The 24,179-nt window shown below is 71.6% G+C and carries 14 protein-coding genes; 10 read left to right on the top strand and 4 right to left on the bottom strand.

The features are described 5' to 3' along the window. Window positions 1-8 precede the first annotated feature (8 nt). The 5 genes from SFY69_01775 (at window position 9) to SFY69_01795 (ending at window position 9,863) form a co-directional block, all read left to right on the top strand. Entirely contained in the window at window positions 9-2,369 is a 2,361-nt protein-coding gene (locus SFY69_01775; protein MDX2130765.1) for a proprotein convertase P-domain-containing protein, read from the top strand. A 233-nt stretch (window positions 2,370-2,602) separates the two neighbouring features. Further along, window positions 2,603-4,171, top strand: a complete 1,569-nt coding sequence (locus tag SFY69_01780) for a choice-of-anchor X domain-containing protein (GenBank protein MDX2130766.1) — start codon at window positions 2,603-2,605, stop codon at window positions 4,169-4,171. 88 nt (window positions 4,172-4,259) lie between these two features. After that, complete coding sequence (locus SFY69_01785) at window positions 4,260-4,718, top strand: hypothetical protein (protein ID MDX2130767.1); 459 nt, start codon at window positions 4,260-4,262, stop codon at window positions 4,716-4,718. A gap of 30 nt (window positions 4,719-4,748) precedes the next feature. Continuing rightward, window positions 4,749-6,626, top strand: a complete 1,878-nt coding sequence (locus tag SFY69_01790; protein MDX2130768.1) for an Hsp70 family protein — start codon at window positions 4,749-4,751, stop codon at window positions 6,624-6,626. 141 nt (window positions 6,627-6,767) lie between these two features. Next, on the top strand, window positions 6,768-9,863 hold the full coding sequence (locus SFY69_01795) for an FG-GAP-like repeat-containing protein (GenBank protein MDX2130769.1): 3,096 nt from the start codon (window positions 6,768-6,770) through the stop codon (window positions 9,861-9,863). A gap of 9 nt (window positions 9,864-9,872) precedes the next feature. Here the strand turns inward: SFY69_01795 and SFY69_01800 are convergent, their stop codons facing one another. After that, a complete protein-coding gene (locus SFY69_01800) occupies window positions 9,873-10,673 on the bottom strand; it encodes a polyphenol oxidase family protein (GenBank protein ID MDX2130770.1) in 801 nt (266 codons plus the stop codon). Further along, a complete protein-coding gene (gene tdh, locus SFY69_01805; protein ID MDX2130771.1) occupies window positions 10,663-11,769 on the bottom strand; it encodes an L-threonine 3-dehydrogenase in 1,107 nt (368 codons plus the stop codon). The genes SFY69_01800 and tdh overlap by 11 nt, the downstream gene beginning before the upstream one ends. Window positions 11,770-12,072: 303 nt before the next feature. Between tdh and SFY69_01810 the strand changes: the two genes are divergently transcribed. Next, complete coding sequence (locus SFY69_01810; protein ID MDX2130772.1) at window positions 12,073-13,095, top strand: hypothetical protein; 1,023 nt, start codon at window positions 12,073-12,075, stop codon at window positions 13,093-13,095. 119 nt (window positions 13,096-13,214) lie between these two features. Here SFY69_01810 and nuoF read toward each other — a convergent pair whose 3' ends face one another. Then, complete coding sequence (gene nuoF / locus SFY69_01815; GenBank protein ID MDX2130773.1) at window positions 13,215-14,717, bottom strand: NADH-quinone oxidoreductase subunit NuoF; 1,503 nt, start codon at window positions 14,715-14,717, stop codon at window positions 13,215-13,217. Window positions 14,718-14,871: 154 nt separating this feature from the next. Beyond that, on the bottom strand, window positions 14,872-15,573 hold the full coding sequence (locus SFY69_01820) for a PEP-CTERM sorting domain-containing protein (protein MDX2130774.1): 702 nt from the start codon (window positions 15,571-15,573) through the stop codon (window positions 14,872-14,874). 267 nt (window positions 15,574-15,840) lie between these two features. Here SFY69_01820 and dnaE point away from each other — a divergent pair, with 267 nt between their 5' ends. The 4 genes from dnaE to gatB are packed head-to-tail and all read left to right on the top strand — an operon-like array spanning window position 15,841 to window position 24,137. Continuing rightward, complete coding sequence (gene dnaE / locus SFY69_01825; GenBank protein ID MDX2130775.1) at window positions 15,841-19,728, top strand: DNA polymerase III subunit alpha; 3,888 nt, start codon at window positions 15,841-15,843, stop codon at window positions 19,726-19,728. A 2-nt stretch (window positions 19,729-19,730) separates the two neighbouring features. Beyond that, window positions 19,731-20,846, top strand: a complete 1,116-nt coding sequence (locus tag SFY69_01830) for a M20/M25/M40 family metallo-hydrolase (protein MDX2130776.1) — start codon at window positions 19,731-19,733, stop codon at window positions 20,844-20,846. A gap of 10 nt (window positions 20,847-20,856) precedes the next feature. Then, on the top strand, window positions 20,857-22,506 hold the full coding sequence (locus tag SFY69_01835) for a hypothetical protein (GenBank protein MDX2130777.1): 1,650 nt from the start codon (window positions 20,857-20,859) through the stop codon (window positions 22,504-22,506). A gap of 29 nt (window positions 22,507-22,535) precedes the next feature. Beyond that, window positions 22,536-24,137 (top strand): Asp-tRNA(Asn)/Glu-tRNA(Gln) amidotransferase subunit GatB, encoded by a 1,602-nt coding sequence (gene gatB / locus SFY69_01840; protein ID MDX2130778.1) that lies wholly within the window; start codon window positions 22,536-22,538, stop codon window positions 24,135-24,137. Window positions 24,138-24,179: the final 42 nt, after the last annotated feature.

Raw genomic sequence — 24,179 nt, forward strand, 5'->3', positions numbered from 1 at the left:
TGTGTCGAATGAGGCAGAATCGCATGAAGGTGGCGGCGTTCCTCGCCGCTGCCGCTGGACTGGCGGGGTTCAACACCGCCATGGGCCAGCAGTACACGTCGTCGCCGGGCCTGGCGATCCCGGATGAGCCCGGCCCGTCGGTGCAGGACACCATCACGGTGACCGGCGGCCCGACGAGCATCTCGAACATGGCCGTGATCATCAACATCACGCACACGTGGGACGCCGATCTTGACATCGTTCTGGTGCGCAACGGCCAGACGCTGCACCTGACCTCCGACAACGGCGGCAGCGGCGACAACTACACCAACACGCGCTTCATCGACTCGGCCGCGACGTCGATCACCGCGGGCCTCGCGCCGTTCACCGGCGACTTCCGCCCCGAGGGCGGGGATCCGGGCTGGGCCGGCACGATCGTGATCCCGGGCGTGTTCCTGGCGAACCTGGCCGGCTTCAACGGTCAGGACTCCAACGGCGCGTGGGACCTGGTGATCGACGACGACATCGGCGCCGACGTCGGCACGCTGAACTCCTGGACGCTGGACTTCAGCCCCGGCGCGCCACCCCCGCCGCCCCCGGGCCCGCCGAACGATCTGTGCATCAACGCCACCCCGGTGGGCGAGGGCACGCACGCCTTCGACAACACGCTGGCGAACACCGAGTACGCCGCGGTGACCTGCCCGATCGGTAACTACGACGTGTTCTACCTCTACACGCCGACGTTCACCGGCACCGCCCGCATCAACACCTGCGGCCAGACGGGCCTGGACACCACCCTCACGGTGCTGTCCGAGTGTCTCGCCGGCGAGATCGCGTGCAACGACGACACCTGCGGCCTGCAGAGCCAGGTCGAGATCCCGGTGACGACCGGCGTGCCGGTCATCGTCCGCATCGCGTCCTGGTCGTCGGCGGCGCGCGGCTCGGGCACGTTCACGATCACCGAGCTGGCCCCCGCCACCAACGACCTGTGCGCGAACGCGACCGCCGTGGGCGAAGGCTCGTTCAGCTGGGACAACTCCGGCACCGGCACCGAGGGCTTCGCCTCGTGCGGGTTCGGCGCCGACCCCGGCTCGTCGGACATCTACTTCACCTACACCCCCACCTTCACCGGGCTGTGCCAGATCGATACCTGCAACTCCGCCGTCGACACCATCCTGACGGCCTACTCCGATTGCAGCCAGGCGGCCGAGATCGCCTGCAACGACGACTTCTGCGGCCTGCAGAGCGGGATCCAGCTCGACGTCACCGCTGGCGTGCCGCTGACCATCCGCGTCGCCGGCTGGCAGGGCGACACCGGCGCTGGCGTGCTGAACATCGCGCAGCTCTTCCCCGGTCCTCAGCCCAACGACCTCTGCGCCAACGCCGAGGCCACCGGCGACGCCACGATCTCCTTCGACACGACCGGCGCTCTCGCGAACGGCCCCGGCGTCTGCGGCGGCTCGGCCGCCTCGCCCGACATCTTCTACCTCTGGACCCCGACGAACAGCGGCTGCGGGCTGATCGAGACCTGCGGCTCGGGCTACGACACCGTGCTCGAGGTGCTGAGCGCCTGCGGCACGTCGGTCCTCTGCAACGATGACGCGTGCGGGCTCCAGAGCCGCATCGAGATCCCCAGCGTGACGGCCGGCGTTCCGGTCCTCGTCCGCGTCTCCGGCTTCGCGGGCCAGTCCGGCGCGGGCGTCGTGACCTTCACGTCCTCGCCCTCCACGCCCTACACCCCGCCGGGCAGCGGGACCACCGAGGCCGAGGCCTGCGGCAACAACCCCGACACCATCAACTCCGGCTGCAACAGCACCCCGCCGTCGTTCCTGCCCATCGCCTGCGGCGAGACGATCATCGGCACGACCTTCGTCATCCCGAACACCACGCGTGACACCGACTGGTTCACCTTCACGCTCGGCGACGTCGACTCGGTGACCGTCACCGGCCAGGCGCAGATCCCGGTCAACGCCTACCTCCTTCAGATCAACGACTGCGCGACCTTCGACATCTCGATCATCGCGCTGGGCAACAACACGGCGTGCGACCCCAGCTTCAACGTCTCCGCCGCCAACCTGCCCCCGGGCGAGTACGTCTTCTTCATCGCCTCCACGAACTTCACCAACGTCTCGGTCTGCGGGACCAACACCGAGAACTGGTGGGCGACGCTCACCCTCGGCAACGGCTGCGGCGGGTCGCCCTGCGACCCCGACGTCAACCAGGACGGCAACGTCGATCAGGACGACATCGCCTGCCTGTCTCAGGCCGTCGCCGGCAACCCCGGCTGCCTGGGTGGTGGGGTCGATCCTGACTTCAACCAGGACGGCAACGTGGACCAGGACGACATCGCTGCCCTCGAGCAGGTCGTCGCCGGCTCCCCCTGCCCGTAAGTGATTTCCACGCGGGTCGATGCGGCTACGCCGCGCCCGACCCGCCCATCGTGTTCCTGACCGCACCCCGGGGCTTCACCGCCCCGGGGTGTTTTTTTCCGCTGGGGCGGCGATCGCCCAAGAGAACCGCTGGCGGAGCCTTGACAAACCCCCGTGGCGCGGTTGAATGCCGTGTGAGGCGATCGCATGAGCGGTCGCGGACGGGGGTCGGTATTTACAAGGGAGAACGGGTGATGAACTCGCGCACTGCTCGCATCTTGGCCTTGGCGGCGCTCACCGCTGGTTCGGTGGCGTACGGACAGGTCTTTACCTCAAGCCCGTTCCTGGCGATCCCGGATTCGAGCGGGCCGTCCGTGCAGGACACCATCACGGTGTCGGGCGGACCCACGAGCATCACGGCGTTGGCCGTGACCATCAACATCACGCACACCTACACCGGCGACCTGGACATCGTGCTGGTGTTCAATGGGCAGACGCTGCACCTGACCACGGACAGCGGCGGCTCGGGCGACAACTTCATCGACACGCGGTTCATCGACTCGGCGGTGACCTCCATCAGCGCGGGGGTCGCGCCGTTCACGGGCGACTTCCGCCCCGAGGGCGGGACCCCCGGCTGGACCGGCACGATCGTGATCCCCACGACCTACCTCGCGAACCTGGCCGGCTTCAACGGGCAGGACTCCAACGGCGCGTGGGACCTGGTGATTGATGACGACCTCGGCGGCGACACCGGCACGCTCAACTCCTGGCAGATCGACTTCAACCCGACGCTGCCCCTGGGCGCCGTGGGCTCGTACGCCGGCTGCGTCACGCCCGCCGACGGCGGCACGGCGATCATGCGCGTCACCGTCTCACCCGGCAACAACCCGCCCAGCACGGGCGTCAGCGTCACGCTCGACGGCTCGGCGGTCGGGCTCGCGTCGAACATCGTGCTGCTGGACGACGGCCTGAACGGCGACGGCGCCGCGGGCGACAACGTCTACGGCGCGGTCCGCTCGATCGAGGCCGGATACTCCACCGGGAACTACCCCCTGCCCTTCACCGTCACCGACGCCGAGTCGCGCACCGCGACGGGCAACGTCACGGTCGCCGTCGCGAACGCGGCGTCGGTCTACTCCAGCGGGAGCAGCCTGCCCGCGACGGCCGAGATCCCCTCGGGCAGCGGATCGCTGACGCAGATCGACGGCGTGTTCGACGCCGCGAACGAGGCGAACATGTACCTCATCGAGATCTGCGATCCCGCGTCGTTCAGCGCGACGACGTACCTGGGCACCACGCTCGACACGCAGCTCTTCCTGTTCCGCGCCGATGGCACGGGCGTCGCCGCCAACGACGACGTGCCGGACGGCCAGCCTGGCGATGCGACGCTCCAGTCGCGACTCTCCAACGCGCTGGTGACCGCCCCGGGCAACTACTACCTCGCCGTCAGCCGCTACAACCACGACCCGGTGTCCAACGGCTGCGGGGCGCTCATCTTCCCGAACACCCCGTTCAACATCGAACACCCCGCGAACGCCGGCGCCGGCCCCGTCTTCGCCTGGTCGGGCGCCGTGGCGTCGAGCACCACCCCGTACTCGATCTTCCTGACGGGCGTGTGCTACCCGAACGGCGGGCCGACCTGCGACCCCGACTTCAACCAGGACGGCAACGTCGACCAGGACGACATCGCCTGCCTCGCGCAGGTCGTCGGCGGCGACCCGACCTGCTCCGCGGCTGATCCGGACTTCAACCGCGACGGCAACGTCGACCAGGACGACATCATGAGCCTCGAGCAGGTCGTTGGCGGGGCGAACTGCCCGTAACACGATCCTCGCGGGCCGACACGCACGGCTGAACTCGCGCCCCGGGCCCTCGCCCGGGGCGTTTTCGTGCGCGGGGTACGATCGCCCCATGGATCGACCCGTGCGGACCCTGCTCGTCGCGCTGCTCGTCGCGGGATCGTGCGCCGCGCCCCCGCGCCCGGCGGGGACGCCGCCCCCGGATTTCGCGCTCGGCCTGAGCGTGCGGGGCGCTGCGGGAACGGCGCTCGCCCCGGCGTGGTACATCGTCGAGGCGGACGGCACGCTGCGCGCCGGGCTGGGCGTCCGTCATGAACGCACGCCCGCGCCCGGTCTGGTGCGCGTGCTCCGCCCGGACGAGCGTGCCGAAGTGTGGCGCCTCGCCGCCGCGATCGACGCCGATGCGCCGGGCGCGGTCAGCGCCGGTGCGCCCGGGCCCGGCGAGGGCTCGTTCTACCTGGCGCGCGACGGGCGACGCAGCACGGTGGTCCTCGACGAGATCGACGCGCGCCCGGACGTCGCGCGCCTCGCCGCCCGGCTGGCGGAACTCGCCTGGGTCTCGCCCCCGTAGGCGCTGCCCGCCAATCCCTACGCTGCGAGCATGACGGCCAGCGGCCCCATCGTCGGCATCGACCTCGGCACCACCAACAGCCTCGTCGCCATCGCCGACGCGCGCGGGCCGCGCGTCATCCCCGACGACGCCGGTCGCGCGACCCTGCCGAGCGTCGTGCACCTCGGGTTGCGCGCCGTCGAGGTCGGGCACGACGCGCGCGCTCGCGCGCACGCGGACCCGGGCCGCACGATCGCCAGCGTGAAGCGCCTCATGGGTCGCAGTGCGGCGGAGGTGTCGGCGGACGCGCCGTTCCGGTCGTACGAGGTCGTGCCCGGCGAGCACGGGTCGGCCCGCGTGCGCGTGCCGGGCGAGGGATCCGCCCCCGACCGCGTCGTGACGCCCGAAGAAGTCTCGGCGATGATCCTGCGCGCGCTCAAGGCGCGGGCGGAGCGGGCGTTGGGCGAGCCGGTGACGCGCGCGGTGATCACCGTGCCGGCGTACTTCGACGATGCGCAGCGCCAGGCGACCCGGGCCGCCGGGCAGCTCGCTGGGCTCGACGTCGTGCGCCTCGTGCCCGAGCCGACCGCGGCGGCGCTGGCGTACGGCATCGGCGCGGGCGGGGCCGCGTCGCGCCGCCCGTCGACCATCGTGGTGTACGACCTGGGCGGGGGCACGTTCGACGTCTCGGTGCTGCGCCTGCTGCCCGCGACGGGCGACGAGCCGTTCTTCTTCCGCGTGCTGGGCGTCGGGGGCGACACGCGCCTGGGGGGCGACGACTTCGACCGCCTGCTCGCGGCACGCCTGGACGCGCACGCGCGGGCGGGTGGCGTGGAGACGTCGGATGTCCGCACCGACCTGCTGCGCGAGGCCGAGCGCGTGAAGATCGAGCTCTCGGCCCGCGAGGCCGCACGGGCGCGCGTGGAGCACGCGGGGGGCGTGCTCGAGCCGGAGATCACGCGCGCGGAGTTCGAGGAGCTGATCGCGCCGCTCGTGGAGCGGACGATCGAGTCGTGCCGGCGGACGCTGCTGCAGGCGTCGGGCGAGCTGGACGGCGCGCCCGTGGACGCGGTCGTGCTCGTGGGCGGGAGTTCGCGACTCCCGCTGGTGCGCCGGCGGGTGCAGGAGTTCTTCGGGATCGAGCCGTACACCGCGCTGGACCCCGAGCAGGTCGTGGCGCTCGGGGCCGCGGTGCAGGCGCAGATCCTCTCGGGCGCGCGGCGCGACGCGCTGCTGCTGGACGTGATCCCGCTGTCCTTGGGCATCGAGACCGCCGGCGGGGGCGTGGCGAAGATCATCATGCAGAACGCGACGATCCCCGCCGTCGCCACCGAGATGTTCTCGACGCAGGTCGACGGGCAGACGGCGATCCGCCTGACGGTGGTGCAGGGCGAGCGCGAGATGGCGGCGGACTGTCGCACGCTGGGCGAGTTTCACCTGCGGGGCATCCCGCCGATGCCCGCCGGGCTCGCGCAGGTCGAGGTCAAGTTCCTCGTCGACGCCAACGGCGTGCTGCACGTCTCGGCGCGCGAGCGGCGGTCCGGCAAGGCGGCGTCGCTGCAGGTGATCCCCACGCACGGGCTCTCGGCCGGCGAGATCGAACGCATCGAGCGCGAGAGCCTGGCGCACGCGCGCGAGGACATGACCCGCCGGCGCGTGGCCGACCTGGTCGCCGCCGCACGGCTGGACGTCGGGTGGATCGGGGCTTCGCTCGAGCGTCACCGGGCGGCCCTGGACCCCGCCTACGCCGCGGATCTCGACGCGCGCCTCGCCGGCGTGCGGGCCCTCATCGCCTCGGGCGAGCGCGACTGGCGGGGCGTCGACACCGGGGCGTTCTCGCGCGCCAAAGGCGACCTGGAGCAGGCGAGCCTGCGCCTGCAGGAAGTCGCGATCGCGGCGTCGCTCCGGGCCGACGCCTCGTCGCCCTGATCGCACGTTCTCGGACGCGTCTCGGGGCCGCGGGCACGCGCGGACGGCCCCGGCGCGGCGCCCTGCGCAGGCTTTGTCCAAGCCCGCTGGTGTTCTCGCCGATTCCCCGCCTGCAAGCGCGAACACCCGGAGACCCGACGCGTGAGACTGATCCTGTGGCTCGCGTGCCTCATGTCGGCGTGCGTGCCCGCCTGGGCGGGGACGCTGTACGTCCGGACCGTCGGGAACGACGCGAACACCGGGCAGTCGCCCGCCACCGCGGTCCGGACGCTCAACCGGGCGCTGGCGCTCGCGCAGCCGGGCGACACCATCTACGTGGGTCGGGGGACGTACACCGGCGCGGTCGCGAGCGTGCGGTCCGGAACTCCCACCGCGCGGATCCGCGTCGTGGGCGATTATCAGGGCGTCTTCACGGGCGACCCGCGCGGGACGCCCACCATCGACGCGACCGGCGCGGCGACGCTCACCGTCTCGCACAACTACATCGACTTCGAACGCATCAACATCCGCCGGGGCACGCGCTGCGTCGTGTGGTCCGGCGTCGACGGCATGCTCCGATCCTGCGTCATCCGCTCCGCAACGGATGACGGCGTGCTCGTCACGGGCGGCTCGCTCTCGCTCGTCTCGTGCACCGTCCGCGACGCGGGCGTCGTGGCGACGGGCAACGCCTCCGTGACGCTGAGTTCGTGCACGCTGCGCGACATCCCCGGCGGGGCGGTGCTCTCGCAGACCACCGGGGCCGTCCGCGTGGAGCAGTGCACGCTGCAGAACAACCCGGGCTGGGGGATCACCGCCGAATCGGGAAGCGTCACCGTGGTCAACACGCTCTTCCGCCCGGGCGGGGGGGGGATGCTCGTGGGGCGCATCGGGGTTGCGGGCCCGACGGTGACGGCGTGGAACAACACGCTGGTGTCGCAGGCGAGCGCGGGCGTGCGGGTGCAGAGCGGCTCGGCGACGGTGCGCAACTCGATCTTCTACACCTCGACGCGCGGGCTGGACCTCGACGGGGGCGCACTCACGCACTCGCACAACCTGTTCTTCGGCAACACGACCGACCACGAGGGCACATCCGCGCAGACGACCGATGTCTTCGCCGATCCCCGGTTCATCAACCCCTCGTCGAACTGGAACATCCAGAGCACGTCGCCCGCCATCGACGTGGGCATGAACGGCGCGACGATCACGACCGTGGACCGGCGCGGGCAGCCGCGCCCGCGCGGGCCGGCGTTCGACATCGGCGCGTACGAGGTGACCGGCCCTTCGGCGACGATCCCGTACTTCACCGACTTCGAGGCCGCGTCTACGCCGGGGCCCGAATGGACGAGCACCACGACCGCCTCGAGCGCGACACTCACCCGCTTCGCGGGAGCCCACGGGAACACCTCGCTGAGCCTGCGCCTCTCGACCGTGGCCGGACGCGACTACACGCTTATCTTCGACGCCTGCATGCTCGACAGCTGGGACGGCGTGAGCACGACCGTCGGCCCCGACGTGTTCTTCGTGAATGTCGACGGCGAGGAGGTATGGCGCGCCACGTACGCCTTCCCCACGCACTACGGGCGCTCCGCGAACGCCTATTCCTGGCCAGACGTGCCCGAGGTCTGGGGCCAGAACCTGGTCGCGTACCAGTGGGAAGACGCGATCTTCCGGCGCGTTGTCATCGAGTTCACCGCGGAAACAACCTCCACCTTCATCTCGTTCGGCGCCTCGAACCTCCAGGGCCTCAACGACGAATCCTGGGGCATCGACAACGTACGGGTGGTGCAGTCCTCGCAGGCAGCGCCGTACCTGCCCGCGTACATCGAGAGCGGGCGATTCCGCGGGTTCGGCTTCGCCGTGTCATCCGGGCAGTCCGCGGGGCTGGCGTTCGGCGACATCGACGCCAACCTGTGGCCCGGGGTCATGCTCACCGGGGGCGCCACGACGCGCCTGCTCTCGAACACGAACGGCACGTTCGTGCCCCTTGCGGTGCCCGCATTCTCGGCCCAGGGCGCGTTCGCCGATCTGAACGCGGACGGGCACCTCGATTTCGCCGGGCTCGTGAACGGGCAGCCCCGCGCGGTAATCAACAACGGTTCGGGGACGCTCGACACGTCGTCGCTGCTCACGGTGCCGGGCCAGAGCGGGGCCGAGGGGCTCGTGGCCGCGGATCTCAACGCCGACGGGCTCTGCGATGTCGCCATCCTCGGACCCAGCGGGAATCTCGCGCTGCTCGCCTCGCGCGACGCGAACGGCGTCGTCACGTTCACGCCCGCGCCCGCGATGCTCCCCGGAGGAGCGCCCAACGCCGGCGACGGCGACTCGGTCTCCTCCGCCGATGTCAACGCCGACGGCTTCCCCGATTTCTTCTATCACTACAACGGCGGACGGCTGTTCCTGTCGGACGGCGCGGGTGGATACGTCGGCGCGGCCTTGCCCGGGGGCGTCGCCACCGGCGGGGCGCACAAGATGGGGTCCGCCTGGGTCGACTACGACAACGATGGCGACCTCGACCTGTTCGTGGCCCGACGGCAGCGCGGCGCCACGCCATACCTCTTCCGCAACACGGGCGGGTCCTTCGCGAACGTCGCGTCGACGGCGGGCCTCACGACCACGGCCGGCGTCGTCGGCTGCGCGTTCGGCGACTTCGACAACGACGGAGACCAGGACCTGTTCCTGACCGCGGCCAACGGGCAGGGCGAGCTGTACGGCAACGGCGGCGCGCCGACGTGGACCTTCACCCGCGACGATCTGCAGGGCGTCTCGACCCGCACGCGCGCGGGCGGGTGCGCCTTCGTTGACATCGATCTCGATGGCAACCTCGATCTCGCGGTGTCGGGCGAACTTGCCACCAACACCACGCTCCTCTTCTCGAACCAGCTCGCCAGCACGCGGTACCTGCTCGTGCGCGTCCTGGGACGCGGGCCCGGCGGCATCAACCACGCGGGCGCGGGCACCCGCGTGGAACTCTGGAACGAGGACAACACCGCGTTCATCGCGCGGCGCGACATCGGCGTCGCGTCCGGGCATGCCGGCCAGCTCCCGCTCGTCGCCCACTTCGGCGGCGTCAACCCGGCGGCGACCTACACCCTCCGCGTGTACGCCCCGCGACGCGTGTACACCACGCAGGTGACCCCCGCCCTGGCCGAGACTTCGACGGGCGCACAGACCATCGCGCAGTTCTACACGTTCGACGAATCGGCGTTCGCGCCGGCCCTCAGGGTCACGCGATGGCGGGAGCACTCGCCCGAGGAGTAGCGCCGCCCCTCACCGCGGCCCCACGAGCCCCACCATCCGCCCCGTCACGCCCTTGTCGCGCCGGTGCGAGAAGAACCGCGCGGGTTCGCCCGCCGTGCACCCGGGGAGCACGTCGAGTTCGGATACGCCCGCGCGCGCGAGCTGCGTGCGCAACGCGGCCTTCAGGTCCACGTCGCCCTTGCCGCCCGCGCGCTCGCGCACCGGCGCGTCGGGGCCGAAGACGCGCCGGAACTCCGCGAGCACCTCGGGGCCGACCTCGAACTCGTCCGGGCCGATGCACGGGCCGATCGCGCCGATGATGCTCGTCGCGCCGAGCGCGTGCATCGCCCGCACCGCCTCGGACGCGACACCCGCGACCACGCCCCGCCACCCCGCGTGCACCGCCGCGACCACGCGCCCGTCCTCGCTCGCGAGCAGCACCGGCGCACAATCCGCCACGCGCACCGCGAGGACGCGCGCGGGGTCGTCGGTCACGAGCGCGTCGGCCTTGAAGTCCAGCGCGCCCTGCGTCCCCGCGTCGCGCGACGGATCGCCCGCGCGGAAGACCTGCGCCCGCGCGCCGTGCACCTGGTACGTCTGCACCACCTCGCGCCCCGCCGCCCCGACCTCGACCAGCACCCGCCGGAAGTTCTCGGCGATGTTCGACGTCGGGTCGCGGTCCTCGCCGGCCAGGTCCATCGGATTGCCGAAGTTCAGCGACGCGAAGACGCCCGCCGAGACGCCCCCGACGCGCGTCGTGAACGCGTGCGGCACGGCGCGCGCCGCGAGGCGCTCGGATCGCAGCACGCCCGGGCGCACGCTACCCGACATGCATGACGACCTTGATCCCCTCGCCCGAGATCATCGTCTCGTGCGCTTTCTCGAACTGTTCCAGCGGGAACTCGTGCGTGATGATCTCGTCCAGCTCCAGCTTGCCGCTGAGCAGCAGTTCTTCCATCTGGTACCAGGTCTCGAACATCTTGCGCCCGTTGATCCCCAGCACGGTGCAGCCCTTGAAGATCACCAGGCGGTTCATGTCGAACCGGATCGGGCCCTTGAAGAGCCCCAGCAGCGCGGCGGTGCCGCCGTTGCGCAGCCCCTCGAGCCCCTGCGACAGGGCGGCCTCGGCGCCGCTCATCTCCAGCAGCACGTCGGCCCCCTCGCCCCGGCAGGACCTGCGGACCTCGCTAATCCACGCGTCGTCGCGCGGGTCGAAGGCCTCGACCGCGCCCAGCTTCTTCGCCAGCGCACGCCGGCGCGGGTCGATGTCGGTCGCGAAGATCCGCCCGGCGCCGGCGGCCTTGGCCACCGTCACCGCCATGAGCCCGATGATGCCCGTGCCCGTCACGAGCACGCTCTTGGCCGACACGTTCGCCGCCATCACGGTGTGCACCGCGTTGCCCAGGGGATCGAGCACCGCCGCCACGCGATCGGGGATCGACTCGTGCACGGGCCACACGTTGTCCTCGGGCACGACCACGAACTCCGCGAAGCACCCGTCGCGGTCGATGCCGATGATCTTGGTATCGCTGGCGATGTGCGCGTTGCCGGTGCGGCTGTTGTAGTCCTTCCACGCGGTGACGTGCCCCTCGGCGCTCACGCGCAGCCCGGGGCGGTACTTCGTCGCGGCGCTGCCGACGCGCTCGATGGTGCCCACGAACTCGTGCCCGGTGACGATGCCCACCGGGATGCGACCCGACGCCCACGCGTCCCACTCCCAGATGTGCCGGTCCGTGCCGCAGATCCCGACCTTGCGCACGCGGATGAGCACATCGCGCGGGCCGGGCTCGGGGCGGGGGTGATCGGGGATGAACTTGAGGCCCTGGCCGGCGTGGTGCTTGATGAGCGCGCGCATGGTGGTGTCTGGCCGCGAAACGTGGACCTCGATCGGTGCTGGCACGGGCGCGACCAACGGCTGGGTCTTCATGTCCGGTGTGCTCCCGACGGGCCCCGGGCACCCCGTGCCCGCTGCGGGATTGTTGCCCGCCCGCGCCGCGCGGGGTTGGGCGGCCACAGACCCGCGATCCGCCCCCGCCGGCCACCCGCCGGGCGCAAACCCTTCACACGCGCCGGTTGCCAGAATCACGAGTGGCGGTACCTTGATACGTATGCGGCACGCACCCACCACCCTCGCCCTGGCAGCCGCCCTGTCTCGGGCGTGGTGGCCGCGCCCGCGGCGGGGCAGACGTTCGATCTGATTGGGTACCCGGACTCGGATCGCGTCGGGCGCGTGTACGCGCTGTCCGACGACGGCCAAGTAGCTGCCGGCCAACTCTCGGTTTCCGGCGCGGGATTCACCTGGACGCGCGGTGGGGGTCTGAACGCTTTCGGCCTGCTCCCGGGCATGCCGGGCACGTCGCGGGCGCTCGCGATCTCCGGGGACGCCCTGTACGTCGGCGGGTTCGACGGGACGCAGGCATATCGCTACCGCGTGGGCAACGCAGCGTTGCAGATGCTCGGGTTCCTGCCCGGGTACGCGACGACGCAGACGATGGATCTCAGCGGCGACGGGTCGATCGCGGTCGGGCGTGCGACGCCGTTCGGCAGCGACGCCGTCGGCCAGGCGTTCCGATGGACGGAAAGCACCGGGCTTGTCGGGCTGGGCTTCGCGCGGCCGGACCACTTCTACAGCGAGGCCGCGGCGATCTCGCGTGACGGCACGACGATTGTCGGGCATGGGCGAGGGAGCGCGGGCCGCAACGAGGCGTTCGTGTGGACCTCGACCCTCGGCATGCAGCCGTTGCCGGGGCTGGACGCGTCCAACGACGCGCAGGCGTTCGGCGTCAACTTCGACGGCAGCATTATCGTGGGCAACGCGAGTCCCGGTCCTTTCGAGCAGGTCGCGACCATGTGGATGAACGGCGTGCCGACGTCGCTGGGCCTCGCGCCGGGATCCATCCGAAGTCGGGCCTACGGCGTGAGCGATGCGGGCACGGTTGTTGTGGGCCAACTCGACGGTGGTGGGCAGACAGCGGCGATCTGGACGCCCGATCGCGGCATGGAGCGGCTGAGCGACTACCTCGCGTTCCACGGCGTGCAGGTGCCGGCGGGGGTCAATCTGCTCACGGCAACCGCGGTATCGGCGGATGGGATGACCATCGTCGGGTACACCGGCCTGCCGGGTCAGGTCCGCGACGGGTTTGTGGCCACCATCCCCGCGCCCGGTGTTCTTTGCGCTTTCTTCATCGGCTTCGTCGCATCTTCTCGGCGGCTGGTGGCACACACACGGAAACTTCGTGTCTCGTGCCACTGACTTCCGTCTGCGGAAGTCAGTGCGTGCCGGGATGACCATGCACAGGGCCTGAAAGGCCCCGTCCCGGAGCAACCCCCGCCCCGAGCCGCGTGTTCTGACGAACGAGGAAACCCGGCCGCCTACGCCTTCGCGCCGCCCGCGACGGCACGCTTGGCGTCGGCGCCGATGCTCACCTTGACGGCGACGAACGTGGGCTTCACCTTCTTCTCGAACTCGCTCCAGTACTTGTTCATGATCGTGCGGACGGCCCAGTTGTTGCCGTCCGCCAGGCCGCAGATCGTCGTCCCGGGCATGCTCCCCATACTCGTGGCGATCTCCAGCGCGAGGTCGAGGTCCTTGGTCTTGGCGTTGCCTTCCTCGATGCGGCACATGAGCTGGTAAAGCCACCCGCTGCCCTCGCGGCACGGGGTGCACTGCCCGCAGGACTCGTGCTTGAAGAACCGGGCGATGTTCCGCGCCACGCCCACCATGTCGGTGTCCTCGTCGAACACCGTCGGGCAGGCGGTGCCCAGGCCCAGCACGTTGTACTTGCGACCGATGTCGAAGTCCATCTCGGCGTCGTACTGGTCGGGGCCGAGGATGCCCATCGAGACCCCGCCCGCGATCGCGCCCTTGAACTTCTTGCCGGCGCGGATCCCGCCGCAGAGCTCCTCGACGATGACGCGCAGCGGCGTGCCGAGCTCGAGCTCGAAGACGCCCGGGCGGTTGACGTGCCCCGAGACGCCCATGAGCTTGGTGCCGAACGAGCCGGGGGTGTTCGCGCCCAGCGAGCTGGGCGTGCCGTGCTTCGTGAACCACTCGCCCCCGAACTCGATGATGCTGGGGAGGTGGGCGAGGGTCTCGACGTTGTTGATGATGGTGGGCTTGCCGAAGAGGCCCTTGACGGCGGGGAAGGGGGGCTTGATGCGGGGCCAGCCGCGCTTGCCCTCGAGGGCTTCGAGCAGGCCGGTCTCCTCGCCGCAGATGTACGCGCCCGCGCCGCGGTGGACGTGGCACTCGACCTTCCAGGGCCCGCCGCGCGCGGTGTCGGCGCCGCCCATGAGGCCGTTGCCGCCGAAGACGCCGTGCGCGTACGCCTCCTTGATGGCCTCTTCGAGCACGTGGGCCTGGTGGTGGTACTCGCCCCGGATGAAGATGTACGCGCGGCTGATGCGGCAGGCGTAGCAGCAGATCGCGATGCCCTCGAGCATGAGGTGGGGGTCAAAGTCCATCAGCAGGCGGTCTTTGAACGTGCCCGGCTCGCTCTCGTCGGCGTTGATGGCCAGGTACCGCACGCCCGGGTCGGCCTCGCGCCCCTGGTCGTCGGTGCCGAGCTTGGGCAGGAACGTCCACTTGAGGCCGGTGGGGAACCCGGCCCCGCCCCGCCCGCGCAGCACGCTCTTCTTGACCTCCTCGGTGACGGCGTCGGGCTTCAGCGTGAGGGCCTTGCGGAGCCCGACGTAGCCGCCGGTGCGGACGAACTCGTCGTAGCCGACGATGTGCCGGTCCTTGGGGTCGGCGTAGGGCCACGACGGGATGCGCTTGGTGAGGATGGGCCCGCCGCCGTGGGCGAGCGCGTCGAGGCGGGGGTTGACCTTGCCGGAGGGGGTGGACGTGGTGAGGCCGCTGGGGTGGAAGGGCATGCGCGGGAGTGTAGGAAACGGCGGGGCGAAGACGTGGGCCCCCCGGGATGCCCGGGTGCAAAAACGCCACGCCGCCGGATGGGAGTGGGTCATCCGGCGGCGCAGGCGGTGTCTGCCGAGACGTCCTGTCTGGCGTTGGTGAGACGGGGTGTGTTCAGCGGGTGCGGCGTCGGGCCGAGACGCACACGAGGCCAAGCCCGGCGAGCACGGTGGCTCCGGGCGCGGGCACGGGGATCAACTGGTCCTGGTGCTGGCCGCTGCGAAGCCCGAGCAGCGACGCGGGGGCGTGCGAACCGCCGATGGCGCCGAAGAGCGAGGAGAGGTGCGTGAGCACGCCCGACGAGAGGTTTGAGCCGTCGGACTTGGTCGCGCGGAAGTCGCCGTCGAAGACGCTGAGGTTGAAGCCGGGGGCTTCGGGATCAAAGTCCACCACGATCTCCCACACGGCGAGCTGGAAGGCGGTGGCGAGGTCGTTGCTGGTCGAGGTCGAGAGCTGCGCGCCGTTGGAGAAGGCGTAGAGGTCGTTGATGGCGAGGGCCGCGTCGGCGCCCATCGGAGACGAGCCGGGGAGCATCGCGACGTCTACCACTTCGTACGAGCGGGTGTTGGACGTGACGTGCTGGGCGAGATCGGTGCAGAAGGTGATCCAGTCGCCGTTGAGGGCGGCCGGGCCGTCGGAGAGCCGGTGCTTGAGCTGGCCGGCGAACACGGCGCCCGTGAGGTCGGGGCTGGTGATGCGGACGTTGCTGCCCCGCTGCGTGCCCGTGAAGCGGACGTCGATCGTCGAGGCGCCCGCCGCGCCCGCGAGGGCGAGCGAGGCAAGAAGGGCGGCGGGAATCAGGCGGGTCGTCTTCATCTCTCGATCTCCTCTTGGTCCCGGCGGCGAGCCGGGTGATGTCGGCGGTCGAGATGAACGTGACACGCGACGGGACGAACGCCAGCGAAGGGCGCCCGCCGGGACGCCCGGGTGCGCGGGTGTGCGGCCCGTGCGGAGGGCGCGGGGGCCGCGCCGTGATTTGCGGACGTACGAGGCCGGAACGATGCACAGGCGGGACGCCCGTGCCACCCAGACTGAGAAGAGCACGCGCGACGCGGCGGATACGCTGAGGCACACGGAGGTCGCATGGGGCAGGATCGGGCCAGGCCGGGCGAGTTCACGCACCTGCACCTGCACACCGAGTACTCGCTGCTCGACGGCGGGAACCAGGTCGAGAAGCTCGTCGCGCGCGTGGCCGAACTGGGCATGAAGGCGTGCGCGATCACCGACCACGGCAACCTCTTCGGCACGGCCGCGTTCTACCTGGCCTGCAAGGACAAGGGCATCAAGCCCATCCTGGGGTGCGAGGCCTACGTCACCCCGCCGGGCAAGCCCCGCACCGACCGCACGTACAGCGGCGGGGGCGAGGGCGGGTTCCACCTGGTGCTGCTCGCCGAGACCAACGAAGGCTGGCGCAACCTGCTGGTGCTCGCGAGCGAGGCGTACCTCACCGGCTTCTACTACAAGCCCCGCATCGATCGAGAACTGCTCGAGGTGCACAGCGCCGGGCTCATCGCCATCAACGGGCACCTGGGCAGCGAGATCGGCGACCATCTCCTCGCGTACCACCGTTCGCGCGATGAGAAGTACTGGGCCCTCGCGCGCGAGTCGGCCGAGTGGCACGCGCGGGTCTTCAACCGCGCGGGTTCGCCGCCCCGCTTCTTCGTCGAACTCCAGCACCACATCCCCGAGCAGAACGCGATCAACCCGCACCTGATCCGCCTGGCGCGCGAGATCGGCGCGCCCCTGGTGTGCGACAACGACGCGCACTTCCTGAAGGCCGACGATCACGACGCGCACGACACGCTCATCTGCATCAGCACGGGCAAGGGCAAGGAAGACACCAACCGCCTGCGCTACCCGCGCGACCTGTACGTCAAGTCTCCCGCCGAGATGGAGGCGATGTTCGAGGCCTACGCCGACGCCGGGCGCGAGGCGCTGGACAACGCCGCGTCGATCGCCGACCGCTGCGCCGTCGACCTCCCGCTGGGCGCCAACAACTCGCCCGCGGTGCAGATCGACGTGCCCGGCCCCGGCACCCTGCCCGACCCCGCCGACCCGGCCTTCGCCGGCGACCTCACCGCGTGGTACAAGGCCTACTGCGCCGCGTTCGAGCTGCGCCCCTTCACCACCGCCCCGACCCCCGAGCAGACGGCCAAGGCCAACGCCGACTGCGACGCCGCGCTCCGCATGCTCGCCGAGGCCGGCTTCCGCTGGCGCTACGGGCACGCCCCGGGCGCCGACGAGAAGTCCCAGCGCCTGGAGCGCGAGCTGGGCATCCTCGCGGGCAAGAAGATCTCCGCCTACTTCCTCATCGTCTGGGACTTCGTCAACTGGGGACGCCAGCGCGCCATCCCCGCCAACGCCCGTGGCTCGGGCGTCGGCACCATGGTCGGCTACGTGCTGGGCCTCTCCAACGCCTGCCCCGTGCAGTACGGCCTGCTCTTCGAACGCTTCACCGACCCCGACCGCAGCGAGTACCCCGATATCGATATCGACCTGTGCCAGGACGGCCGGGCCGCGGTGATTGATTACGTGCGGCGCAAGTACGGGCACGTCGCGCAGATCATCACCTTCGGCACGCTCAAGGCCCGCGCCGCCATCCGCGATGTCGGACGCGTGCTCGAGATCCCGCTGCCCGATGTCGACCGCGTCGCCAAGCTCGTGCCCGAGCAGCTCAACATCACCATCGAGGAGGCGCTGGAGAAAGAGCCCGAGCTGCGCCGTCTCGCGGCGAGCGAGCCCCGCTTCCAGCGGCTGCTCGACAACGCCGTCCAGCTCGAGGGGCACACGCGCCACGCGGGCGTCCACGCCGCGGGCGTCATCGTCGCCACCCGCCCGCTGCACGAGATCGTCCCGCTCTACAAGCAGCCCGGCACCGAGGGGCTCGACGCGATCATCACGCAGTGGGACGGCCCGACGTGCGAGAAGATGGGCCTGCTGAAGATGGACTTCCTGGGCCTGCGCACGCTCAGCGTCATCGAGCGCGCCAAGGCGCTGATCCGCGCGACGATTGCGGAAGAGGATGTGTGGGCCGGGGTCGGTCGACGCCCCACGGACGGCGGGCCGCACCCCCTCGACCTCGACCGCCTCGCCTACGACGACCAGCGCGTCTTCGAGCTCTTCCGCCGGGGCGAAACCACCGGCATCTTCCAGTTCGAATCCGGCGGGATGCGCCGGCTGCTGGTCGAGATGAAGCCCGACCGCCTCGAGGACCTCATCGCCGCCAACGCGCTCTTCCGACCGGGCCCGATGGACCTCATCCCCGACTACAACCGGCGCAAGCACGGCACCGAGCCCGTGCCGCAGGTCCACGACATCGTCGACGCGTTCACGCGCGAGACCTACGGCGTCATGGTCTACCAGGAGCAGGTCATGCAGATCGTGCACGGCCTGGGCGGGATCTCCCTGCGCGACGCCTACACCCTCATCAAGAACATCAGCAAGAAGAAGGAAGACAAGATCGCCAAGGAGCGCCCCAAGTTCGTCAAGGGCGCGCAGGCCCACGGGCTCTCCGAAAAGAACGCCGAGGACCTCTTCGAACTCATCCTGAAGTTCGCCGGCTACGGCTTCAACAAGAGCCACAGCACGGGCTACGCCATCGTCGCGTACCAGACGGCGTACCTGAAGACCTACTTCCCCGCGCAGTACATGGCCGCGTTCCTCACGTACGAGAGCCAGGCCAACAAGGTGAGCGAGTGGATCCCGTACCTCGACGACTGCCGTCGCACGCGCGTCGTCGACCCCGCCTCGGGCGTCACGATCCGCACGGGGATCGAGGTGAAGCCCCCGGACATCAATCTCTCGCAGGCGGATTTCACGGTCGTGCGCGCCGAGGCGGACGGGCACCCGCACATCCGCTTCGGGCTCAAGGCCCTCAAGGGCGCGGGCGACAAGGCGATCGAGGCGATCATCCGCGAGCGCGAGCGGGGCGGGGTGTTCACGAGCCTGTTCGACTTCTGCGAGCGCCTGCCCCCGGGCGTGCTCACGCGCCCGACGATCGAGAGCCTGGTGCGCAGCGGCGCGTTCGACGCGATCCACGGGCGCCCGCAGCGGGCCGCGGTGATCGCGACCATCGACCAGGCGCTGGGGGCGGGCGCGAACATCGCGGCCGACAAGGCCGCCGGGCAGGGCGGGCTGTTCTTCGGCCCGGCCGACGCCCCCGCGAAGCGTGCGGGCGTGACCCCGCCGCTGGCGCGCGTGGAGCCATGGTCCGAGGCCGAAACGCTCCGACAGGAAAAGGAAGCGCTGGGCTTCTACGTGAGCAGCCACCCGCTGGAGCGCTGGCGCGCGTGGGGGCAGGTGTTCGCGACCAGCACGACCGCGGGGCTGAAGGACCTGCCGCAGGACGCGCGCGTCGTGCTGTACGCCATGGTGCAGTCGGTGCGGACGATCGTCGTGCGCAACGGGCGCTCGGCGGGTCAGAAGATGGGCATCGTGACCGTCGAAGACCTCTCGGGCTCGTGCGACAGCGTGCTCTTCACCGACGCGTTCGTGCGCTACGGGCACCTGGCCGAGGCCGAGAAGGTCGTCTTCGTGCTCGGACGCCTCGACCACTCGCGGGGTGATGCGCAGGTGATCGTGGATCGCCTGGTGCCGATCGACGGCGTGCCGGTCGACGCGGGGCGCCTGCGCCTGTTCGTCGACGAGGTCCGCCTGAACGGCCAGGCCGAGGCCGCCGTCTCGCGCCTCGCCGAGATCGTCCGCGGCGGCGCCGCGACCGCCCCGCCCGCCGCCGAATCGCTGAAGGAGCCCGGCGGGCCGGCGCTCTTCGGGGTCGAGATCGTCATCGGCACCGAGCACCAGGTCGCCACGCTCGCCGCCGACGCGCGCCTCCGCGTCGCGCTCGCGCCCGACATGCTCCCGCAGTTCGAGGCCGCCCTCGGCCCGGGAATGGTCAAGGTCGCCGGCACCACCATCGAGAAGCCCGAGAACCCCAAACCCCGCTGGAAGAACCGGCGCGACGAGGACTAGTCATGCGCACACTCGCCCAGTTCGCTCTCGCCGCCGCGTGCGGCACGTGCGCCCTCGCGGCGCCGGTCGCCCCCGCGCCGCCCGTCCCGCCCGCCGAGGCCGTCACCCCCGACGCCCAGCGCCCCACCGTCGAACGCGACCGCCTCGTCGAGTTCATCAAGGCCCTGCCCCAAGCCCGCAGCCCCATGGGCGATCAGGCGCACCAGGATGGCCTGCGCCGGGCCGAAGCCCTCGTCCGCGACCGCCTCGTCGCACTCGGCCTGACCCCGGTCGAGCAGCCCTTCCCCTGGCGCCCGAGGCCGACGCGCCCCACCCAGACGCCCGGCGAGGCCGTGCCCGCCGCCCCGCCCGAGCCGGCCCCCGAACAGACGTGGCACAACTACATCGTCGAGTTTCCCGGCACCGATCTCGCGGACGAGGTACTCGTGCTGGGCGCGCACTTCGACGCCGTGCCGAACTCGCCGGGCGCCGACGACAACGCGACCGGGGCCGCGGCCCTCATGGAACTGGCGCGCGTACTCAAAGACGTACCCCGCCGGCGCACGCTGCGCCTGTGCTTCTTCAACCTCGAGGAAGTCGGGCTCGTGGGCAGCCGCGCGTACGTGCAGTCGCTCTCGCCCGCGGAGCGCGCCCGCGTCGTGGGGATGGTGAGCCTCGAGATGCTCGGGTACTACAGCGACAAGCCGGGCAGCCAGCAGAGCCCGATCCCGCCCATCGAGGGCGTGTGGGACCCGCCCACGGTCGGCGACACGATCGCCGTGGTCGGCCTGGCGCGCGACCGCGCGTTCAGCCAGCCGCTCATGGCCGCGATGCGCGACGCCGAGCCCGCGCTCAAGATCACGCCGGTGGACTTCCTGCCCGTGCCCGTCCCCGACATGATGCGCTCCGACCACGCGCCGTTCGTGCACTCCGGGCTGGCGGGCTTCATGCTCACCGACACCGCGAACTTCCGCAACCCGCACTACCACACGCCCGGCGACACGCTCGACACCCTCGACCTGGCGCGGTACGAACTCGTCGTGCGCGCCCTCGCGGGCGCGGCCACATCGCTCGGCAACGCCGAGTCCTGGAAGCCCGCACCCGCCGAAGCCCCGCCCCCGGGCGTGCGCGGCCGCTGATCACCCCCGCGTGCCCCCGATCCCGCGTCAGCCCTGCGCCGCGCTGCTGGAACTCGAGTCGCAGGTGCGCTTCGCCCCGCGCGAGGCGCGTCGGCGCCTCATCGAGAACGCCGAGACGCTCTGCACCACGCTCGAGCCCCTCGCCCCGTGCTCGCACGCGCGCCTCGTCGAGGGCGTCACGGGCTTCCGCCCCGACGGGCACGACGACCGCCCGCTCGACGGGCGCGAGGTCGTCGCGGGGCTGGGCGCGTTCGTCGAGCGCCAGTGCCACGCCGCCCGCATGCTCGCCTCCGAGGCGCCCGGCGCGCTCGACGTCCCGGCGCTGCTGGCGCGCTGGTCGATCAGCCGCGCCACCCTCGGGCGTCTGCGCCGCCAGGGGCTGCCGGCCCGGCGCGTGCTCGACGCGCACGGGCGCTCGCGCGCCGTCTTCATGCCGCACGTCGTGGAATCCTTCGAAGCGCGGCACGGGGCGCTGCTCGCGCGGGCCGGGGCCTACGAGCGGATCTCCCCGCCCGAGGCGGCCCGGCTGCTACGGCGCGCCGCCCGCTACCACCGGCTGCTCGGGTGGTCGCGCACGCGCATCGCCAGGCACCTGAGCCTGCGCACCGGGCGCAGCGTCGAGGGGATCCGCGCGTTGCTCCTCCGCGGCGCGGGCGAGGTGTTCCGGGGCGTCGCGCGCTTGTCCGCGCGCGAGCGGGCGCTCCTCTTCCGGGCCGCCCGTCTGGGGATCGATCTCGGCACGCTCGCGCGTCGTGTGCAGCGTTCGCGCGCGTCGGTGCGCCACGCCATCAACGTCGAGCGCGCCCGGCGCCTGCGCGAACTCGCCTCGTCCGGCGCGCTCGCGCACGCCGATCACGCGCCCGCCCGCCCGACGCGCGACACCGCCGATCCGCTCGCCCTGCCGGGCGTCGGCGCCGACCTGGGCGCGGGGGGGCAGGCGCCCCTGGCCGATGTCCTCGCGCTCGCCGCCGATCGCACGCCCGCGCGCCCGTCGCTCGAACGAGCCCGGGGGCTGGCGCTGCAGTTCCTGCGCGCCCGGGCGGCGGGGGCGATCGCCCCGCTCGACGACGACCACCCGCGCGCGGAGGCGCTGGACGCGATCGAGACGGACCTGCGCTGGGCCGCCCGGCTCAAGGCCGAACTCGTGCGGGGCGAACTCACGCTGATCGTCCGCGTGCTGGATGCGCGGCTTCCCGGGGGGCTCGCGTCGCTCCCGGTCGCGTCGATGCAGCGCGTGCTGCTCGAGGCCATCGACGCCGCCGCCGCGGGGGTCGACGCCTTCGACCCGGGGCGCGGCGGGCGCCTGGCCGGGCCGGTGGGCCTCGCGGTGGATCGCGTGGGCGTGCGCTGGGCGCGGGGTGTGCACGCCGCCCCGCAGCGCGCCCGCCCCGTGCTGGGCCCCGACGTGCGCCTGCCCGATTGGACCCGCGCGCTCTGCCCGTGGCAGCGCTGGCTCGAACCCCCCGCGCGCGTGCGCGACTGGGCGCTTGGCGCGCCCGCCAACGATCCGCACGCCGCGTTCCTGCGCGCCCGCTTCGGCTGGAGCGGGCCGCCCCGCACGCTGCGCGCGCTCTGCGCGGAACTCGGCATCCGCCCCACCCGCGCGCCGATCCTCGAATCCGAGGCCCTGCGGCACGCGGCACGCGCCGGCACGCGCTGACCGCGCGACCCGCCCGATACGCTTCGTCCATGACCGCCCCGCAGATCGTGTCGAGCACGCTCGTCGTCGGCATGGAAGTCCACGTCGAGCTCAGCACCCGTCGCAAGATGTTCTCGGGCGCCCCCAGCCCCGCCGCCGCCGGCGGGCAGGGCTTCGGCGAGCACGACGCCCCGCCCAACTCGCTGCTCGACCCCGTGGTCCTGGGTCTGCCGGGCGCGCTCCCCGTGATGAACCGCGCGGCGGTCGAGATGTCCATGCTCGTCGGGCTCGCGCTGAACTGCTCCATCGGCCGCCGCCCCGTCTGGGACCGCAAGAGCTACTTCTACCCCGACATGCCCAAGGCCTACCAGATCAGCCAGTACCAACTGCCCCTGTGCTTCGACGGCAGCTTCGACCTCCCCGCGCCCGACGAGCGGGGCTTTCCCGACCCCGCCCGCCCCGGCGCCCGCATCGGCATCATCCGCGCGCACCTCGAGGAAGACGCCGGCAAACTCCTGCACGACGCGCCCGGCGGCGGGGCGATCGACTTCTCCATCCTCGACCTCAACCGCGCGGGCACGCCCCTGCTCGAGATCGTCACGCACCCGGACTTCCGCAGCGCCGAGCAGTGCGTGCTCTTCGCCAAGCTCCTCCGCGCCACCTGCCGCCTGCTGGGCGTCACCGAGGGCGACATGCAGCGCGGGCACATGCGCTTCGAGCCGAACATCAACTGCGTCCTCGCGCTCGCCGACGGGCGCGAGGTCCGCACGCCCATCGTCGAGGTCAAGAATCTCAACTCGTTCCGCTCGCTCAAGGGCGCCATCGAGTTCGAGCACGCCGAGCAGCCCCGGCGCTGGCTCGCCGACCGGCGCGAGATGGGCCCGGGCGCCAAGGTCACCCGCGGCTGGGACGACGCCCGCGCCGTCACCTTCCCGCAGCGCGAGAAGGAAGACGCCCACGACTACCGCTACTTCCCCGACCCCGATCTCCCCCCCGTCGCCATCGACGACGACTGGCGCGAGCGCGTGCGCCTCCGCGTCCCCGAACTCCCCGCGGCACGCCTGCGCCGCTACACCACCGACGCCAACCTCCCCGCCAAGGAAGCCTTCGCGCTCATCGACGAGCCCGACACCTGCCGCTTCTACGAAGACGCCGTCGACGCGCTTGTCGCCCTCGACATCGAACGCTCCCGCGCCGGCAAGCTCGCGGCCAACTGGGTGCTCGGCGCCTGCGCCAAGCGCGCCAACGAACGCGGCGGGCACGCCCACGACGTCGGCCTCTCGCCCGCGTGCCTCGCGGGTATCGCCAAACTCCGCGAGGACGCACGCCTGAGCAACCAGGGCGCCGACGAACTCTTCACCACGCTCTGCGACCTCGCCGCCCACGAACGCGACCCGCGCGAGGCCCTCGCGCTCGCCGAGCGCGTCGCGGCCGAACGCGCACTGCTCATCGTCCGCGACGACGCCGCCCTGGGCCGCTGGATCGAGCAGGTCTTCGCGGCCAATCCCAAGGTCGTCGATGATGTGCGGGGCGGCAAGGTCGCCGCCGCCGGACGCCTCGTGGGCGAGGTCATGAAACTCGCCGGCGGCACCGCCGACGCCAAGGGCGTGCGAGAGGAGATCCTCCGCCGCCTCGGGCAGAACCCCGGCTAGCCGGCTGCGGGGGCTCGCAACACCCGGTGCCCGGACCTCCGG

The sequence above is a fragment of the Planctomycetota bacterium genome (assembly GCA_033763975.1).
In the GTDB taxonomy this organism is placed as follows: Bacteria; Planctomycetota; Phycisphaerae; order Phycisphaerales; family UBA1924; genus RI-211.

Excerpts from the sequence above, each read along its gene's own strand:
- nuoF (MDX2130773.1), bottom strand. The coding sequence starts at position 14,717 with ATGCCCTTCCACCCCAGCGGCCTCACCACGTCCACCCCCTCCGGCAAG.
- tdh (MDX2130771.1), bottom strand. The coding sequence starts at position 11,769 with ATGAAGACCCAGCCGTTGGTCGCGCCCGTGCCAGCACCGATCGAGGTC.
- SFY69_01830 (MDX2130776.1), top strand. The coding sequence starts at position 19,731 with ATGCGCACACTCGCCCAGTTCGCTCTCGCCGCCGCGTGCGGCACGTGC.
- dnaE (MDX2130775.1), top strand. The coding sequence starts at position 15,841 with ATGGGGCAGGATCGGGCCAGGCCGGGCGAGTTCACGCACCTGCACCTG.
- SFY69_01780 (MDX2130766.1), top strand. The coding sequence starts at position 2,603 with ATGAACTCGCGCACTGCTCGCATCTTGGCCTTGGCGGCGCTCACCGCT.
- SFY69_01790 (MDX2130768.1), top strand. The coding sequence starts at position 4,749 with ATGACGGCCAGCGGCCCCATCGTCGGCATCGACCTCGGCACCACCAAC.
- SFY69_01820 (MDX2130774.1), bottom strand. The coding sequence starts at position 15,573 with ATGAAGACGACCCGCCTGATTCCCGCCGCCCTTCTTGCCTCGCTCGCC.
- SFY69_01785 (MDX2130767.1), top strand. The coding sequence starts at position 4,260 with ATGGATCGACCCGTGCGGACCCTGCTCGTCGCGCTGCTCGTCGCGGGA.
- gatB (MDX2130778.1), top strand. The coding sequence starts at position 22,536 with ATGACCGCCCCGCAGATCGTGTCGAGCACGCTCGTCGTCGGCATGGAA.
- SFY69_01775 (MDX2130765.1), top strand. The coding sequence starts at position 9 with ATGAGGCAGAATCGCATGAAGGTGGCGGCGTTCCTCGCCGCTGCCGCT.
- SFY69_01800 (MDX2130770.1), bottom strand. The coding sequence starts at position 10,673 with ATGTCGGGTAGCGTGCGCCCGGGCGTGCTGCGATCCGAGCGCCTCGCG.